The organism is Variovorax brevis (assembly GCF_030317105.1).
In the GTDB taxonomy this organism is placed as follows: domain Bacteria; phylum Pseudomonadota; class Gammaproteobacteria; order Burkholderiales; family Burkholderiaceae_C; genus Variovorax; species Variovorax brevis.
Genome location: NZ_JASZYG010000001.1, coordinates 1,014,271 through 1,030,028 on the forward strand (window position 1 = coordinate 1,014,271; position 15,758 = coordinate 1,030,028).

The window sequence follows — 15,758 nt, forward strand, 5'->3', positions numbered from 1 at the left end:
TGTCTGTCTTCCTGCTTGTTGGTGGGAGCGTCAGCGCGGCGCGGGCCCGAGCGTGTCGCCGGCGATGGGTTCGCAAGGCAGCAGCGCCTGCTGCACCGGCTCGTCGGCGCCACTTTCGATGCGCCGCACCAGCATCGCGGTGGCCTGCCGGCCCATTTCCTCGCGCGGGATGCGAAAGGACGCGAAGCGCGTGCGGCTTTCGGCGCGCAGGTGCGAGCCCAATGCCACCACCGACAGGTGCCGCGGCAGGTGCAAGTCGCACGCGTGGGCAGCGGCCTCCAGCCGCATGGCATCGGCCAGTTCGACGCAGAACACGGCCGTGGCGCCGCTTTGCAGCACCGCGTCCAGCAATGCGGCATCGCTGCCCGCGGTGTCGGTCATGTGCAAGGCGACACGCAGGTCGGTGCCGAGCGCGGCATGGAAGCCACGCCAGCGGTCGGCCGGGGATTCGGCGGGACCGGTGATGCCGAGGTAGGCCAGGCGCGTGTGGCCCAGGGCGCGCGCCTGCTGCACCAGCTGCCCGGTGGCGGTGGCGTAGTCGGCGCCGACGAAGGGCACGGGCGCACCCGCGTCATCGCGCCGGCCGATGGCCACGAAGGGATAGTCGCCGGCCACCAGCCGCTGCAGTTCGTCGCGGTCAAAGGCGCGGCCCAGCACGATGCAGCCGTCGGCGATGCGCAGCCGGCTTTCCTCGGCAAAGATCTTTCGCTGCGTGCCCTGGCCGGCGCCGGTGAGCAGGAGCAGGTCGTAGCCGCGCGCCTGCGCCTCTTCTTCGATGCCAAAGAGGAAAGGCAGGAAGAAGTCTGCTTGCGCACTCGGGAACGCCGGCTCGTAGGTGAACACGCCGAGGATCTGGTTGGAGCCCCTGGCCATGCGCCGGGCGATCGGGTCGGGCACGTAGCCGGTCTCGCGGATGATCTTTTGCACCCGCTCGCGGGTTTCCTGCGGGATGCGTGCCAACGCGTTTCCGGCGCCGTTGAGCACCAGCGACACGGTCGCCTGACTCACGCCGGCGAGCTTGGCGATGTCGAGCTGGGTCACGCGGCGCTGGGCAGCCATGGGCGGTGTTGATAATGCGTATTAGCGAGTTGCTAATGCGCATTATCTGGAGATCCGTCGACAATTCAAGAGGTGACCGGGGAGGGATTTCCCGTGGCGTTTTCGGCCGTTCATTTCAGGTTCAGTTGCGGGCCCTAGCGTTCGGCAACGTGCCAAGCTCATTCATATTCCGGACAGGCCTGCTGCGCTTGCGCCTGGTGGACGCGAGTGCGTCCATTGGATGGCTGATCGCCTGCGTCACGCTCATGCGCCTGGGGCTCGCAGCCACCATGCCGCTCACGCCGCAAGAGGCGTATTACTGGACGTGGAGCCGCTTCGTGGACTGGTCCTATTTCGACCATCCGCCACTGGCCAGCCATGGCATCGCGTTGACCACGCTGCTCCTGGGTCAGACTTCCTTCGCCATCAAGAGCGCCGCGGTGCTCTGGTCGCTGGGCTGGAATCTCTTGTGGGCACGGCTGGTGCTGGACATGTTCGGCGACCGACGGCTGGCCTTCTGGTCGCTGCTGGCGATCAACCTCACCTTGCTCTACGAGTTCTACGGCGTGGGCGCCACCCCGGACGCGCCGCTCATGTTCGGGTGGATCGGCGCGATCTGGGCCGTGTGGCGCGCAAGTGCCACGGGCCGTGGCGCCTGGTGGCTTGTGGCGGGACTGTTCGGCGGCTTGGCCATGCTGGGGAAGTACCCTGGCGTGCTGCTGCTTTCGGTCATGGTGCTCTACGTGTTGGCCGTGCCCGCGCAGCGCCACTGGCTGCGGCGGCCACAGCCCTATCTGGCGGTGGTGCTGGCGGCGCTCGTCTTCCTGCCGGTCGTGGTGTGGAATGCCCGGCACGAATGGGTTTCGCTGGCATTCCAGAGCAGCCGGCGGCTGGGCGAGATGCAAGGCCTCAAGCCGCGTTTCTTCGTCCTGCTGCTGGCAACGCAGTTCCTGCTGCTGACACCCTACCTGTTTGCCGTGTCGCTCCATGCCATGTGGCGCAGCGTGCGTGCCTGGGTGGACCGGCGCATTGCGCCAGCGGAGTTGCTGTTGCTGCTCAGCGCCCTGGTGCCGCTTGTGGTTTTCGTGGCGGCAAGCTTTCGCTCCAATGCCAAGATCAACTGGCTCCTTCCGGCATGGTGGTCGCTCATCGTGCTGGGCATGCGCCATGGCCTCGACCGCGGCGGTCAGCGCCGGTTGCGCGCATGGGGCCTGGCGTCGTCGGCGTCATTGCTGGTGGCGACGATTGCAATCGCGACCGTCCCCAATCTCCCCCTGCCCGGCGACCTGAACATCTGGAGCGGGTGGCGCGACGCCGCGCAGCGCGTGGATCTCGCCGTGGCCGCCGAACGCCATGCAGGCCGGCGCGCCTTCGTGTTTTCGCCCAACTACAAGATCAGTTCCCTGCTGTGGTTCCATCGGCCCAGCCAGGAACGCACCTACGCCCAGGACATCTTCGGACGCAAGGCGCTCCAGTACGACTACTTCCCGCAAACGGAGGACCTCGTGGGCGCGACCGGCTTCCTGGTGGTGTCCGACCAGGCGCAATCAACCCTTCAAGTCGACGCCATCCGCCCGCTGTTCGAATCGCTGGAGCGCGTGGATGTCATTGAAGTCGGCGCACTGGAGCGCCGCACACGCCGCATCGAGATCTGGCGCGGCACGGGCTACCGCGGCCGTCCGCAGCATCCGCACGGCGCCGTGGACCTGCCCGACGACGCCGCCTCGTGAGACGCGAATGCCAGAGTTGTCGATCATCGTTCCCACCTTCAACGAACGCGACAACGTGCAGGAGGTGAATGCCCGTGTCTGCGCCGCGCTGCCGGGCGTCGACTGGGAGATGATCTTCGTCGACGACGACTCGCCGGACGACTGCGCCGGCGCGGTGCGCAAGATGGGAGAAACCGATCCCCGCATCCGCTGTGTGCACCGGATCGGCCGGCGCGGCCTGGCGTCTGCCTGCATGGAAGGCATCCTCGCATCGTGCGCCCCGGTGGTGGCGGTCATGGATGCAGACCTGCAGCACGACGAGCGCCTCCTCCTGTTGATGCTCGACACGCTCCTGGACGACAAGGATCTCGACGTCGTGGTGGGCAGCCGCTATGTGGAGGGTGGCCACACGGGCAGCTGGGACGCCTCCCGCGCGCGCCTGAGCCGGCTGGCCACGCGCCTGGGCGCCATCGTGCTCAAGGCCGACCTGAAGGACCCGATGAGCGGCTTCTTCATGATCCGACATGCGGCAGCGCTGCGCTGCATCCGCAAAGGCATGTCGGGCGTGGGCTTCAAGATCCTGTTCGATCTTTTTGCAAGCTCGCCCGAGCCCTTGCGCTTTCGCGAGTTGCCTTACGAGTTTCGCAACCGCGTCGCGGGCGAAAGCAAGCTGGACAGCACCGTGGCCTGGGAATACTTCATCATGCTGCTGGACCGCTTCCTCGGCGGCATCGTGCCGATCCGCTTCATTGCCTTCGCCATGGTGGGCGGGCTCGGGCTGGTCGTGCACATGGCGGTGCTGGGAACCCTTTTCAAGGGACTGGGCCTTTCGTTCGTGGTCGCGCAGACCACGGCGACGCTCGTGGCAATGACCGGCAATTTCCTTCTCAACAACGTGCTGACCTACCGCGACCTGCGCCTGCGCGGATGGCGCCTGCTCACCGGATGGGCCTCGTTCTCGTTGGTGTGCAGCGTGGGCGCGCTGGCCAACGTCGGCATCGCCGACTGGCTGTTCGTGCAACGTCCTCAGCTGTGGGCTGCATCGGCGGTGGCGGGTGTGCTGGTCGGGGCGGTGTGGAACTACGCTGTATCGACGGTCTACACCTGGAAGAAGCCGCGAACGGCTTGAGGCGGGGCGGTCGCCTGCGTGCGGGGAAACACCGGCCGCTGAAGCCGATCGCCGTAGCCGTCCGCCCCCTCTCGTCCGAGACTTTCATGGCGCTCCCTCCTACGCGCCGGGCAATCGGCACGATTCATTCTCTGGCTCCCACCCACTGGAGCCCACGATGCCCACCACGAAACGCCAAGAGCCCGATGCATGCACCCTTCTTGATGCGGACCACCGCAACGTCAAGAAGCTTTTCAAGTCCTATGAAGAACTCATGGGTTCGAAGGCGGCCAGCGCTTCCCAGAAGAAGCGCGACCTTGCCAACCAGATCTGTACCGAACTCACCGTGCACGCAACGATTGAAGAAGAGATCTTCTATCCCGCCGTGCGCGAAGCCATCAAGGACGTCGACCTGCTGGAAGAGGCAGAAGTCGAACACGCCACCGCCAAGGATCTCATTGCCCAAATCCAGGAAGCCGCCGACGTCGACGACAAGTTCGACGCCAAGGTCACCGTGCTGGGCGAGTACATCGATCACCACGTCAAGGAAGAGCGCAACGAGATGTTCCCCAAGGCTCGTGCAGCGCGCGGGCTCGACCTGGTCGCCATGCGCGAGCAGCTCGAAGCGCGCAAGGAAGAGCTGATGGCAGAACTCACCGGCGCGACCGCTTGAGCAAGATGAACGCAGCGGCAGCCTGACGTTTGTCCGGCTACCGCTTTTTTCGTGAGTGTCCCGCAGGATGCGAAGCGCCGAACGCACCCGGCCGCCTCGCCCTGCTCGACCTCCACAGCAACGGAAGTTCCGTCTTGACCGAGGACAAACGCGCCCTCGGGTGCGCCACCATGCCTCAACCCTGAAAGTTTTCCCATGACTCATGGTGCGTCCTTGTTTTCCAATCCCTTTCAGCAGTGGCTCAGCATCACCTCGACGCTGACCAACATGTTCCTGCTCGAACCCGGCGCAGGCGGCGCGTCCGCACCTGCCGCTGGATCGATGACGGAAACCCATCCCGGCTACAGCCTGTTCATTCCCTCCCTTCTTGCAGGCGAGCCCAGGGGCCTGGTCGTCATGCTTCATGGTGCGATGCAGGATCCGGCAGACTTTGCGGCCGGCACTGCCATGAACGAGGCGGCGCAAGAGCAGGGCCTGATCGTTCTCTATCCCGAGCAGGCGGGGTCGGCCAACCCGCAGCGCTGCTGGAACTGGTTCGATGTCAAATCACATGCCAAGGGCACGGGCGAACCGGCACACATTGCTGCACTGACCCTGCAGGTGGTCGAGCGTTTCTCGCTGGACCCGCAGCGCGTGTATGTGGCAGGCATGTCGGCCGGCGGCGCCATGGCAACGCTCGTGGGCACGCTCTACCCGGAGATCTATGCAGCCGTGGGCGTGCATTCCGGACTGGCATCACACGTTGCTTGCGACGTGTCTTCAGCCCTTGCAGCCATGCGCGGCGAAGTACGCCCCGTCAAGGGAACGCCCTCGGGCATGCCGACCATCGTCTTTCATGGCGATGCCGACCGCACCGTGGATTTGCTCAACAGCGACGACATCATCGAGGCAGCCGTCTTGGTCGACGCCATCGTGACGGAAGAGCGCATGACCGGGGCAGACGGATACGCCTGCACGCAACGGGTGCATCGAAACAACGAGGGCACCCTGCTGGCCGAACACTGGATCCTGCACAACGGCCGCCATGCGTGGTCGGGCGGCAGCAACGCCGGGACATTCGCAGACCCCTTCGGCCCCGATGCCAGCCGCGAAATGCTTCGCTTCTTCAGCGGCTTTGCGTTGCGCCAGGCGCCGCAATAGCACCCGAAAGCTGCGGCGACATCGCCGCCGCACCGGTCTCCGCCCAGAAGCTGAAATCGACCGTTTCACGCAAGGCTCGCCATCCCTTGCTCGTGATGCTCAAGACCAGCGCGGGCCGGCGGCTGCTGGGTACGGAGGGGCGCTTGCCGACCGGAGGAAGGATGGCAGTGATCAAACCCGCAGCGCGCAGCACGCGCAGCTTGTCGACAGCAGAAGGCTCGTAAATCGTGTGAGGCAGTTCTCTGTCGGCAACTGCGCGAAGTAGCTCCATGGGCATCCTGGACTCCTTTTCAAGCAAGCTCGAACACAGTCTTCCAGACACAAGACGATTGGCGCAGCGGCAAATCGAAATGCATTGCGTAGGAAGGGCGTCAGCATTTGTGTCGGGCAATGCGAGTGCGCCCTTCTCCTGCACCGCGCACCAGACCCTGTCCGACATGCGCATGGCTTGCGTTGCCCAATGCTGGCGCACCCCAACCATTCCAGGAGAACTTCACATGGGCATCCTCAGCAACATCCTCGGCAAGATCTTTCCCTCTGCCCACGCAGCACCTGCGCCGGCCCCTGCCGCGCCGGGCACTGCACCGAATGCAACGGCCACGGCCACCGCCACCGCCGCGCAGCCTGCGCCGGCCGCCATGTCGGAAGTCGACGTGCAAAAGTTGCTCGACGACATGTCGGCGAAGTCGAGTGAGAAGCTCAACTGGAAGACGTCGATCGTGGACTTGATGAAGCTCCTCGGCCTCGACAGCTCGTTGACGGCCCGCAAGGAACTCGCGAAAGAACTCCACTACACCGGCGACACCAACGACTCGGCCAGCATGAACGTGTGGCTGCACCGCCAGGTCATGAACAAGGTCGCGGCCAACGGCGGCAAGGTGCCGGCCGATCTGAAGGATTGAGCGTCGATGGACCGTCCGTTCGACTACCGCAACTTTCACTTCCTCCTTCGGGTTGAGCCCAGGGATGCGAACCTGTTCATGCCCGGCGTTCGTTGCGAGTCCGGACCGCCGGGCACGCAGCCCGTCGCGCTTCCCCCGGACGCCGACCCCTACGCCTCTGAAGCCGAGGCGTGGCGGCACGCCGAGCAACAGGCGATGCGATGGGTTCATGACCGCACGGGCGACAGTCAGGGGCAGTTCTGATCCGCCTCTGATGCGCGCCGGTGCGCGCTTGTGCGTTCGCGGCCTACGACGGCCGACAGACTGCGATGACATGCACCCGACGCCATGGGCCCCATCGTCTCATGGCCTCTTCATTCAAGCGAAGAGATCCCAAACCGCCTCACCCGAGGCACACCTCATCAGGAGCAACTATGGCTGCAGAAGACTTCAACCCGGACAATCATGTGAACCAGGACGTTCTTTCGAACGACGACGTCGTGGATGTGCTCAACGACCTGCTCGAGAACACCCGCGACGGCGAATACGGTTTCCGCACCTGCGCAGAGCAGGTGGAAACTGCGAACGCAAAGCAGCTGTTCGCAAGCCGCGCCGAAGGATGCCGGCAAGCCGGTGAAGAGCTCATTCAACTCATCCGGACGCTGGGCGGCGAACCTGCCTCCGGCGGCACCACGGCGGGCGCACTGCACCGCGGCTGGGTGCAGATCAAGGGCAGCGTGGGCGCAGACAGCGAGCTGTCGATTCTCGAATCGTGCGAACGTGGTGAAGACAGCGCCGTTGCGCGCTACCGCAAGGCGCTCAAGCAAAATTTGCCCGCCAACATTCGCGCGGTGGTGCAGCGCCAGGCAGACGGTGCGCAGAAGAATCATGACCAGATTCGTGACCTGAGGAATGCGGCCCGCGAGCGCAGCTGACTCCCAGAATAAAAAAAGGCCCTTCGGGGCCTTTTTCAATGGGCGATCAGGTCGTTCTCACCTTGCGCTGGCGGTTGTGCCGCCGGCAGTGTTCAAGAAAACGGTCCAGCTCCAGGGTCTTGTCGTACACCGCACGTGCACCCAGCGCCAGGCAGCGCGCCCGGTGCTCTTTCGTGGCGGAATTGGTGAGCACGATCACGCGGTCGCGCTCCGCGGGATCCTTCATGTTTTCAAGCACGCCGAAACCCGTGCCCTGCCGCAAGAAGAGATCGAGCACCGCCAGATCCCAATCCTTTGGGTGTTCGTGCATCCACGCCGTCGCGGAAGCCTCCGTGTCTGCAGTCGCCACGACGTGTGCGTCGCATGTTTCGTCGATCAGGGCAATGAGTTGGCCGCGAAGTGTGGCATCGTCTTCGGCCAGAAAAATGGGCAGCGTCATGTCAGCCTTTTTGGAATGTTGGGTTATCGCGCCAGCGCCAGCGCGCGGGCCGTGCCACGACCGCGCACGGGCCGCACGAAGTCCGGGTGAAACGAGCGTTTGCTCCCGTCGGCAAATTCGATGTCGACGGCGAGCGCGTCTGCCGTCACGACTTGTCCGACGCCATAGCGCCTGACCCGGACCGAGGCCTGTGGCTCGAAGACCGCACGCGCAGGCTCGGCTTTGAGCGGCGTCGCGTGCGTCTCGACCGGTTCATTCGACCGCGCCTCGTACAGCGCGATGCGCCTGCAGTTGTCGCAGGTCGTGCAGCGCTCGCGCGGTGCTTGGCCCTCCAGGTGGGCCAGCAACAATTGCCAGCGGCAGAGTCCTGCCTGCGCGTAGAAGACCATGCCCTCGAGCGCGGCCTGGTCTTGCTCGCGCTTGGCGCGGTAGCTGTCGAGCATGGCGTGCATGGCCTGTGCGCCGATGGCGGGACGAAGCAGCTTGAGGCTGCCGTCCGCCGATTGCGCGACGATGCGGCGCTGACGCAGCAAGGCCAAGGCAACTTGCACCTTGCCGCGCGGTGCATTCACCTGGGCCTGCAGGCTCGGCAAGGTCCAGCCAGAAGCGACCGGTGCAGGGCTCGTCAGCGCCGCGTAGACGCTGTCGAGTTCCCTCGCGTCCGGATACCGGCCTGCCATGAAGAACTGCTGCACCGCCTTGTCGCGCGGCAGGTAGAGCAGCACGCAATCGGCCGGCTCTCCATCGCGCCCCGCACGGCCGGACTCCTGGTAGTAGCTGTCAAGTCCACCGGGCATCTGGTAGTGCACGACGAAGCGGATGTCCGGCTTGTCGATGCCCATGCCGAAGGCGTTGGTCGCCACCATCACGCGCACGGTGCCAGCCATGAATGCGTCCTGGGCCTCGCGCCGCTCGCTGGCGTTGCGGCCGCCGTGGTAAATCGCCACCGATTCGCCGGCGCCGTGCAGCGCGTCATGCACCGCCTCGGCCGCCTTGATCGTGGCGGCATAGACGATGCCGCTGCCCGCAAAACCCGTCACCAGCGCGAGCAGGCGCTCTTGCTTGTGCGCTTCGCTCGTGACCTGTTCGACCGCATAGCGCAGGTTGGGCCGAAAGGTGCCCGTGTCGAGCAGGCCTGCACGCGGGATGCCAAAACGCGCCATCACGTCGCGCGCCACGGCGTCTCCGGCCGTGGCCGTGAGCGCGAGAACGGTCGGCTTGCCGAGCGCCTGCCATGCGGCTTCTACTTCGAGAAAGGCGGGCCGGAAGTCGTGGCCCCATTGCGAGATGCAATGCGCCTCATCGATGACCAGCAGCGCGTTCGACGCGGTCTTCAGCAGCGCCATGAAGTCCTTGTCCGCGAGGCGTTCAGGTGTGGTCAACACGATGGTGGCGCTGCCGTCCTTGATTGCGCGCTCCGCAGCGTCGGTCTCGGCAGCGGTGCACTGGCTGTTGAGCTGCACGGCCTCGATGCCCCGGGCCTTGAGCTTTTCGCACTGGTCCTTCATCAACGCGATGAGCGGCGACACGACGATGGTGCGGCCACGCAGCAGCAGCGCCGGCAGCTGGTAGCACAGCGACTTGCCTGCGCCGGTCGGCATCACGGCCAGCGTGGACCGCCCTTCGAGAATCCGCGCAATCACTTCCTGCTGACCCGCGCGCAGGCGGCGCAGGCCGAAGACCTTGCGCAGGACACGCTGGACGCCTTGTTCGCCCTGCGACTCGCCTTGAGTTGCGCGGGCTGTGGCCGTGGCTTCAGAACGCGTCATCTTCGCCTGCTTCGTCGTCGTCAACTCCGGAAGCGGCCAACTCGTGCACAGCAGCCGCGGCCGGGTCATCGATGGACACGGCCGCATCCATGGCGTCCCGCGGCACGATGCCGATCCGGTCGGGCATGACGTCCGCATCGCTTGCGGGCGCATCGGCCTGCGCCGATGCGCGCTCGCCGGTGCCGGCTGCGTCGCTGCTGCTGTCGTGCGAGATGGGTAGCGCGCCCTGCGCTCCGTCGTCCGGCAACGCGGAACGGTTGCGATCGGATTGCACGTCGCTGCCGCTGTCGCTTGAATCGCTGGGGCCAAGTGCATCGATGTCCGTGCCGCCCGGATACGTGGGCGCGTGCTCGCCGCCGAGGATGCTGCTGTTGCTCATGAAGTCTCCTTGCCAGGGTGTCGTGACGCCGTAAGCGTCGATGACCCACCTTAGGTCGCAGCATCGGGGGCCACGTGGGAGCCGCGTGGGCACTTGCGTCGGACACCGCCGCACAGGCGCAGGCCACGCTGCGCCGCGCGGCCCCTTGGTTGAGTCCAGCCTACAAGCTCCGGATGCCTTTGCCCACGGTCGCCGGCCGGGGTCAAGCCTAGCGTTGAGGTCCTCGCTGAAAGGACCCATTCGTGCCCATGATTCATAGCCTGTTCGAGACGCAGAAGGCGCCATGAGCGAACTCACCGAGCTGTTCGCGCGCGAGTTCCCCGTGTGGCACATGGTGGTTCGCGGCTCCGTCGTGTACTGGTTCCTGCTGGTGGTTTTCCGCTTTGTCCTGCGCCGGGACGTCGGATCGATGGGCGTCGCCGACCTGCTCTTCGTGGTACTCGTGGCCGACGCCGCGAGCAACGCGATGCAGGGTGAGTACAAGTCCATCAACGACGGCCTGGTGCTGCTTTCCACGCTCATCGCCTGGAACTTTGCGCTCGACTGGTTGAGCTACCGCGTGGCCTGGATCGCGCGTTTCCTGGAGCCGCAGCCAGAGGTGCTGATCCGGCACGGTCGGGTGAACCGCAAGGCCATGAAGCGCGAAATGATCACGACGGAAGAGCTGCTCGGAAAGCTGCGTGAATCCGGCGTGGAGTCGATTGCCGAGGTGCGCATCGCACGGCTTGAAAGCGACGGACGGCTCAGTGTTTTCAAGACGGCCGAGAGCGAGAAGAAGCCAGAGACGCCGCAAGACGACGGGCCGCCGGGCCAGTAGCGAGGCAACTGCCCGTGCGTGCCCCAATAAAAAGGCCGCAGGCATCCCGCCTGCGGCCGATCACTGACCCTATCGACTACTCAAGCCTTCGGCGGATCGTTCTCACGCCCGAAATGCCGATGCAGGCCCAGTGCGGCGATGAAGTCCACGATGGCCTCGTCCGCTGCCGATGCATCGGCAAGGATCAACCCCGTATCCGGTGAGCCGTCGGGCAGCGTCATCGGGATCTGGGCTTCGGCCAGCAGTGCTTCGGAAGCGCCCAGCGCCAGGATGGTCTTGCAGTGCCAGTATTGATCGCGCAGGAACTCCAGCGTGTGCGCGTCGGCATCCAGGGCTTCCACGGCGTCCTTTCCGTCGGGCAGCACGAGCGCGTCGAACAGGAAACCGGGCGAGTTTTCCATCGTGGCGTCCGCGGCGAACTTCTCGCCGCCGATGCCGACGCAGGTGCCAAGCCGCGCGGCGACAAGCCGTGGAACCGCGCCCGCTGCAACCAGCGCCGAGACGAGTTTGCCAAGCGAAGCCCCTTCGACGCCATTGGCCACCAGGATCGCGATCTTGCGCGTCCGGATGCCACCGTCACCGGGCCGCGCCATCAGCGACAACGCGGGCGAAGTTTCGACTTCGGGAGGCACCGGGTTCTCCAGCGCCTTGGGCAAGGGGGCGGGCAAATCCATTCCCAGGTCTTGCGCGAGTCGGGAGGCAAGTTCGGGTGATGCGTTCAAGAGGCTTGCCACGACACGTTCCCGAATTGCAGGAACCGTTACCTTCGACAACTCGAAGCGGAAGGCGTTGCCGATGTGGGCCTTTTCAACTTCTGTCTGGCTTTCGAAGAACAGGCGCGCCTGCGTGTAGTGATCGGCAAACTTCTCCGGCTTGATCCGGACTTTGTCCGCACTCTCCTTGGCATCGATGCGTCGCGCCACGCTCGTGAAGCCCTGCGCGGCGCCGGCCTGGAACGGACAACCACCTGCGAGCGAGTTGGGCTCGTAGGCAACGCGGCCGCGGTGGATCGCCTGCCGGTGCATGCCGTCGCGCTGGTTGTTGTGCACTTGCGCAATCGGTGCGTTGATGGGCAACTCATGAAAGTTCGGTCCGCCCAGGCGGCTGATCTGCGTGTCGACGTAGGAATGGATGCGACCGGCCAGCAGCGGATCGTTCGTGAAGTCCAGCCCCGGCACGATGTGCGCCGTGCAAAAGGCGACCTGCTCCGTTTCGGCAAAGAAGTTGTCGGGGTTGCGGTTGAGCACCATGCGGCCAACGATCTGCACCGGAACGAGTTCCTCGGGAATGACCTTCGTCGCATCCAGGATGTCGAAGCTGAAGCTCTCGGCCTGCGCTTCCGTGAAGATCTGAAGGCCCAGCTCCCACTCCGGATACTCGCCAGCCTCGATGGCTTCCCACAGGTCACGTCGATGGAAGTCCGGGTCGGCGCCGGAGATCTTCACGGCTTCTTCCCAGACCAGCGAGTGCGTGCCCAGCTTGGGTTGCCAATGGAACTTGACGAGCACGGATTCACCCGCCTCGTTGACCAGCCGGAAGGTGTGCACGCCGAAGCCCTGCATCATCCGGTAGCTTCGCGGAATGGCGCGGTCCGACATCTGCCACATGAGCATGTGGGTCGATTCGGGCATGAGCGAAACGAAATCCCAAAAGGTGTCATGGGCGCTTGCGGCCTGCGGCATCTGGTGGTGCGGCTCGGGCTTCACCGCGTGCACCAAGTCCGGAAACTTGATGGCGTCCTGGATGAAAAACACCGGCATGTTGTTGCCCACCAAGTCCCAGTTGCCTTCGTCGGTGTAGAACTTGACCGCGAAGCCGCGCACGTCACGCGCCGTGTCCTTCGAGCCGCGCTCGCCGGCCACCGTGGAGAAGCGAACGAAGACGGGCGTGATCTTTCCGGCTTCCTTGAAGGGCGCCGCCTTGGTGTGTTGGGTCAGCGGCTCGTAGCATTCGAAGAAGCCGTGCGCGCCCGATCCGCGTGCATGGACGATGCGCTCGGGAATGCGCTCGTGGTCGAAGTGCGTGATCTTCTCGCGGAGGATGAAGTCTTCCAGCAGTGCCGGGCCGCGCGCGCCCGCCTTGAGCGAGTTCTGGTTGTCGGCAATGGCCACGCCCTGGTTGGTCGTCAGCACCTGGCCGCCGGAATCGACACGCACGCGGTCGAGCGTGTCGATCGTCGCGTTCACGCCCTCGCGGGCAATCGTGCCGGTCTTGCCGGAGAAGTTCTCCTCGGAAAGCGTGCTGGCGGCCGGCAGCCGTGACATCGGGCTGACCGTGACCCCCGCCGGTGTGGCGCGCGCATTGCCTTCTCCGTACTCCAGCGGCTTGTTGTCGTTGGCAGGCATGCCCTTCGCGAGTGACTGGGTGTCGATCGCTTTTTGCGTGGGCGGATCGCCTTTGCCCGCTGCGGGAGGCGCTGGTTGCGCCGGGCCGCTGTCGGTGTTGCGCGCAGCTGCGTGAGCGGCGTCGAGTTCAGCGGAAGAAGTGGGGGATTTTTTGGCCATGGAGGGTCTCGGGGATGGATGCGATAAAGAGGGAAGACCCAAGATGGGCTGCACCGCGGCGCGGCCGTGTAGGAAATGCCCGCGTCCGGCTGCGCACATCCGCACCTGCACCACCGACGACCCAGCGGTCAAAGCAGTTTGTCGATCGTGACGGGCAGCGCCCTCACCCGCTTGCCTGTCGCATGGAAGATCGCGTTCGCCACGGCCGCGGCAGTGCCGACGATGCCGATCTCGCCCAAGCCCTTGACGCCCAGCGGCGTCACCTCGGGATCGGGTTCGTCCACGAAGATGACCTCGATGGAATCGATGTCCGCATTCACCGGCACGTGGTATTCGGCAAAGCTGTGGTTCATGACGCGGCCAAGACGGTGGTCGGTCATGGCTTCCTCATGCAGCGCCATGCCGATGCCCATCACCACGCCGCCGAGGATCTGGCTCCTGGCCGTCTTCGGGTTGATGATCCGCCCCGCGGCCACGGCGCAGACGATGCGGGTCACGCGGACCACGCCCAGTTCTTCGTCCACCTTCACTTCCGCAAAGATTGCACTGTGCGTGTTGCGGGACTTGCGCAACATGCTCACCATGTCGCCGATGCTGGGCTTGGCGGTTTCTTCTGCCTCCAGCACGTCCTTGCCCGTTGCGGCCAAAGCATCGGCCAGGCTGACCCTTTTCGTTGGCGTGGCCTTGACCGAGATGTACCCGTCGCGAAACGCGATGTCTTCCAGGCTCGCCCCGTCGAGCGGCTTGCCTTCGACGTCGCCTACCGCCTTGAACAGCGTTTTCGCCAGCGACCGGCATGCCAACTGGACGGCGGCACCCAGCGAAGCCGCCATCCACGAGCCGCCTTCCACCGGCGCTGCCGGCAACGCGCTGTCGCCGAGCCTCACGGTGATGCGCGACATCGGCATGCCCAGCGTCTCCGACGCCACCTGGGCCATCACCGTGCAGGTGCCCGTGCCGATGTCGGAGCCCGCGGAGGCGATCTCGAGCTTGCCATCGGCCGTCAGGCGCGCGCGGGCGGTCGCCTTCATGAACATCGCGTCCCACATGCCCGTGGCCATGCCCCAACCGACGAGGTCGTTGCCCTCCTTCATGGTGCGCGGTGCCAGCGGGCGCTGCGCCCAGCCGAATCGCGCCGCGCCTTGGGCAAAAGCTTCACGCAGCGCCTTCGACGTGAAAGGCTTGTCGTCCATGGCGTCGACTTCGGAATAGTTCAGGCGACGGAATTCCAGGGGGTCGATGCCGGCCATGAACGCCATCTCGTCGATCGCAATCTCGAACAGGGTCATGCCGGTCGCGGCACCCGGTGCCCGCATGTCGCCCGGCGTGTAGGTGTCGACGGGCGCCATGGTGTATTTGCCGCTGGCGTTCTCGCAGGCGTAGTTCTTCAGCCCCCAGTTGCACACGTCCTCCATGTAGTTCTCGAAGCGCGACGTCGCCGTGGTGGCATTGTTGATGATCGACTGCAACCTGCCCTGGGAATCCGTGGCCAGCGAGACCCACTGAATGGCCTCCGGCCGATGCACATGGCTGAACATCTGCTGGCGCGTCAGCACCACGCGCACCGATCGTTCAAGCATCCTGGCCGCCAGCGTGGCAAGGTACACGTGGTACTGGGGCCGCAGCCCCGATCCGAACGCGCCGCCCACATAGGGATTCAGCACGCGCACGTCGTCATCGTCGAAGCCGAAGACCGCTGCGAGGTAGGCCTGCACGTTCTGCGAGCCTTGCGTCTTGTCATGCACGGTGATCTTGCCGCCGCCCTCCCACACCACGGTGGCGGCATGCATTTCCATCGGGTTGTGGAAATGCGGCGAGAGGTGGTATTCGGCCGAGTGCTTCAACGGGGCCGCATCGAAAGCCTGGCGGGCGTTGCCGCGCGCCTTGGGCGCCTTGAAACCCATGCGCTTTTTCCTGGGCTCGAATTGCTCGCGGAGTGCGACGCGCAGGTCGGTGTTGTGCGCCTCGCCCTGGAACTCGACGCGGATCAGCGCTGCCGCGTCGCGCGCCGCTTCGAGCGTTTCGGCCACGACCAGCGCCACAGGCTGCGCGCTGAAGGCGATTGTGTCGTCGTACAGCGCCCGAAACGGCGAGCCCGGAACCGAAACCTGGTCCGTGTAGTTGCGATCCAGCCAAGGCAGATGGGGCCGGTTGGCGTGGGTGATGACCTCCACCACGCCGGGCACGCGCCGCGCCGCCCCTTCGTCGATCGCCACGATCTTGCCCTTGGCGATGTCGCTCGAGACGACCCAGCCGTGGAGCAGGCCGGCGGTGTCGTACTCGGCGGCATAGCGTGCGCGGCCGGTCACTTTTTCGAATCCGTCGACGCGATTGGGCGCATCGCCGATGTGGGCACTGCTGTTCAT

15 protein-coding genes are annotated in these 15,758 nt (G+C 65.3%); 8 read left to right on the forward strand and 7 right to left on the reverse strand.

Going from position 1 to position 15,758, the window contains the following annotated elements:
- Positions 1 to 30 precede the first annotated feature (30 nt).
- Positions 31 to 1,059 (reverse strand): LacI family DNA-binding transcriptional regulator, encoded by a 1,029-nt coding sequence (locus QTI66_RS04385; protein WP_286557712.1) that lies wholly within the window; start codon positions 1,057 to 1,059, stop codon positions 31 to 33.
- A 149-nt stretch (positions 1,060 to 1,208) separates the two neighbouring features.
- Between QTI66_RS04385 and QTI66_RS04390 the strand changes: the two genes are divergently transcribed.
- From QTI66_RS04390 to QTI66_RS04405, 4 genes are all read left to right on the forward strand, one after another.
- On the forward strand, positions 1,209 to 2,768 hold the full coding sequence (locus tag QTI66_RS04390; protein WP_286557713.1) for a glycosyltransferase family 39 protein: 1,560 nt from the start codon (positions 1,209 to 1,211) through the stop codon (positions 2,766 to 2,768).
- A 7-nt stretch (positions 2,769 to 2,775) separates the two neighbouring features.
- Positions 2,776 to 3,876 (forward strand): glycosyltransferase, encoded by a 1,101-nt coding sequence (locus QTI66_RS04395; RefSeq protein ID WP_286557714.1) that lies wholly within the window; start codon positions 2,776 to 2,778, stop codon positions 3,874 to 3,876.
- Positions 3,877 to 4,033: 157 nt separating this feature from the next.
- Complete coding sequence (locus tag QTI66_RS04400) at positions 4,034 to 4,528, forward strand: hemerythrin domain-containing protein (RefSeq protein ID WP_286557715.1); 495 nt, start codon at positions 4,034 to 4,036, stop codon at positions 4,526 to 4,528.
- Positions 4,529 to 4,723: 195 nt separating this feature from the next.
- Positions 4,724 to 5,668 (forward strand): extracellular catalytic domain type 1 short-chain-length polyhydroxyalkanoate depolymerase, encoded by a 945-nt coding sequence (locus QTI66_RS04405; RefSeq protein WP_286557716.1) that lies wholly within the window; start codon positions 4,724 to 4,726, stop codon positions 5,666 to 5,668.
- On the opposite strand, the gene QTI66_RS04410 is transcribed toward QTI66_RS04405, so the two are convergent.
- A complete protein-coding gene (locus QTI66_RS04410; RefSeq protein ID WP_286557717.1) occupies positions 5,634 to 6,113 on the reverse strand; it encodes a hypothetical protein in 480 nt (159 codons plus the stop codon). The genes QTI66_RS04405 and QTI66_RS04410 overlap by 35 nt on opposite strands.
- Before the next feature lie 52 nt (positions 6,114 to 6,165).
- Here QTI66_RS04410 and QTI66_RS04415 point away from each other — a divergent pair, with 52 nt between their 5' ends.
- The 3 genes from QTI66_RS04415 to QTI66_RS04425 all read left to right on the forward strand — a co-directional run bounded on the left by QTI66_RS04415 (position 6,166) and on the right by QTI66_RS04425 (position 7,484).
- Positions 6,166 to 6,570, forward strand: a complete 405-nt coding sequence (locus QTI66_RS04415) for a DUF3597 domain-containing protein (RefSeq protein ID WP_286557718.1) — start codon at positions 6,166 to 6,168, stop codon at positions 6,568 to 6,570.
- Between the two features lie 6 nt (positions 6,571 to 6,576).
- Positions 6,577 to 6,813 carry a hypothetical protein gene (locus tag QTI66_RS04420; protein ID WP_286557719.1) on the forward strand — a complete coding sequence of 79 codons (237 nt, stop codon included), beginning with the start codon at positions 6,577 to 6,579 and terminating at the stop codon, positions 6,811 to 6,813.
- 101 nt (positions 6,814 to 6,914) lie between these two features.
- A complete protein-coding gene (locus QTI66_RS04425; protein WP_286557720.1) occupies positions 6,915 to 7,484 on the forward strand; it encodes a ferritin-like domain-containing protein in 570 nt (189 codons plus the stop codon).
- A 46-nt stretch (positions 7,485 to 7,530) separates the two neighbouring features.
- On the opposite strand, the gene QTI66_RS04430 is transcribed toward QTI66_RS04425, so the two are convergent.
- Genes QTI66_RS04430 through QTI66_RS04440 form a run of 3 tightly spaced genes read right to left on the reverse strand, consistent with a single transcriptional unit; the run spans position 7,531 to position 10,071 of the window.
- Positions 7,531 to 7,923, reverse strand: a complete 393-nt coding sequence (locus QTI66_RS04430; protein WP_286557721.1) for a response regulator — start codon at positions 7,921 to 7,923, stop codon at positions 7,531 to 7,533.
- Between the two features lie 23 nt (positions 7,924 to 7,946).
- Positions 7,947 to 9,692 (reverse strand): RecQ family ATP-dependent DNA helicase, encoded by a 1,746-nt coding sequence (locus tag QTI66_RS04435; protein ID WP_286557722.1) that lies wholly within the window; start codon positions 9,690 to 9,692, stop codon positions 7,947 to 7,949.
- On the reverse strand, positions 9,679 to 10,071 hold the full coding sequence (locus QTI66_RS04440; protein ID WP_286557723.1) for a hypothetical protein: 393 nt from the start codon (positions 10,069 to 10,071) through the stop codon (positions 9,679 to 9,681). The genes QTI66_RS04435 and QTI66_RS04440 overlap by 14 nt, the downstream gene beginning before the upstream one ends.
- Before the next feature lie 283 nt (positions 10,072 to 10,354).
- On the opposite strand from QTI66_RS04440, the gene QTI66_RS04445 reads away from it, so the two are divergent.
- On the forward strand, positions 10,355 to 10,888 hold the full coding sequence (locus tag QTI66_RS04445; protein WP_286557724.1) for a DUF421 domain-containing protein: 534 nt from the start codon (positions 10,355 to 10,357) through the stop codon (positions 10,886 to 10,888).
- Between the two features lie 80 nt (positions 10,889 to 10,968).
- On the opposite strand, the gene QTI66_RS04450 is transcribed toward QTI66_RS04445, so the two are convergent.
- Together QTI66_RS04450 and QTI66_RS04455 are read right to left on the reverse strand one after the other, a co-directional pair.
- Complete coding sequence (locus QTI66_RS04450; protein WP_286557725.1) at positions 10,969 to 13,392, reverse strand: catalase; 2,424 nt, start codon at positions 13,390 to 13,392, stop codon at positions 10,969 to 10,971.
- 128 nt (positions 13,393 to 13,520) lie between these two features.
- Entirely contained in the window at positions 13,521 to 15,758 is a 2,238-nt protein-coding gene (locus QTI66_RS04455) for a xanthine dehydrogenase family protein molybdopterin-binding subunit (RefSeq protein ID WP_444814946.1), read from the reverse strand.

Coding starts and splice junctions, on each gene's coding strand:
- QTI66_RS04445 (WP_286557724.1), top strand. CDS start 10,355: ATGAGCGAACTCACCGAGCTGTTCGCGCGCGAGTTCCCCGTGTGGCAC.
- QTI66_RS04455 (WP_444814946.1), bottom strand. CDS start 15,758: ATGAACAGCAGTGCCCACATCGGCGATGCGCCCAATCGCGTCGACGGA.
- QTI66_RS04405 (WP_286557716.1), top strand. CDS start 4,724: ATGACTCATGGTGCGTCCTTGTTTTCCAATCCCTTTCAGCAGTGGCTC.
- QTI66_RS04395 (WP_286557714.1), top strand. CDS start 2,776: ATGCCAGAGTTGTCGATCATCGTTCCCACCTTCAACGAACGCGACAAC.
- QTI66_RS04385 (WP_286557712.1), bottom strand. CDS start 1,059: ATGGCTGCCCAGCGCCGCGTGACCCAGCTCGACATCGCCAAGCTCGCC.
- QTI66_RS04425 (WP_286557720.1), top strand. CDS start 6,915: ATGGCCTCTTCATTCAAGCGAAGAGATCCCAAACCGCCTCACCCGAGG.
- QTI66_RS04400 (WP_286557715.1), top strand. CDS start 4,034: ATGCCCACCACGAAACGCCAAGAGCCCGATGCATGCACCCTTCTTGAT.
- QTI66_RS04415 (WP_286557718.1), top strand. CDS start 6,166: ATGGGCATCCTCAGCAACATCCTCGGCAAGATCTTTCCCTCTGCCCAC.
- QTI66_RS04440 (WP_286557723.1), bottom strand. CDS start 10,071: ATGAGCAACAGCAGCATCCTCGGCGGCGAGCACGCGCCCACGTATCCG.
- QTI66_RS04410 (WP_286557717.1), bottom strand. CDS start 6,113: ATGCGCATGTCGGACAGGGTCTGGTGCGCGGTGCAGGAGAAGGGCGCA.
- QTI66_RS04435 (WP_286557722.1), bottom strand. CDS start 9,692: ATGACGCGTTCTGAAGCCACGGCCACAGCCCGCGCAACTCAAGGCGAG.
- QTI66_RS04420 (WP_286557719.1), top strand. CDS start 6,577: ATGGACCGTCCGTTCGACTACCGCAACTTTCACTTCCTCCTTCGGGTT.
- QTI66_RS04450 (WP_286557725.1), bottom strand. CDS start 13,392: ATGGCCAAAAAATCCCCCACTTCTTCCGCTGAACTCGACGCCGCTCAC.
- QTI66_RS04430 (WP_286557721.1), bottom strand. CDS start 7,923: ATGACGCTGCCCATTTTTCTGGCCGAAGACGATGCCACACTTCGCGGC.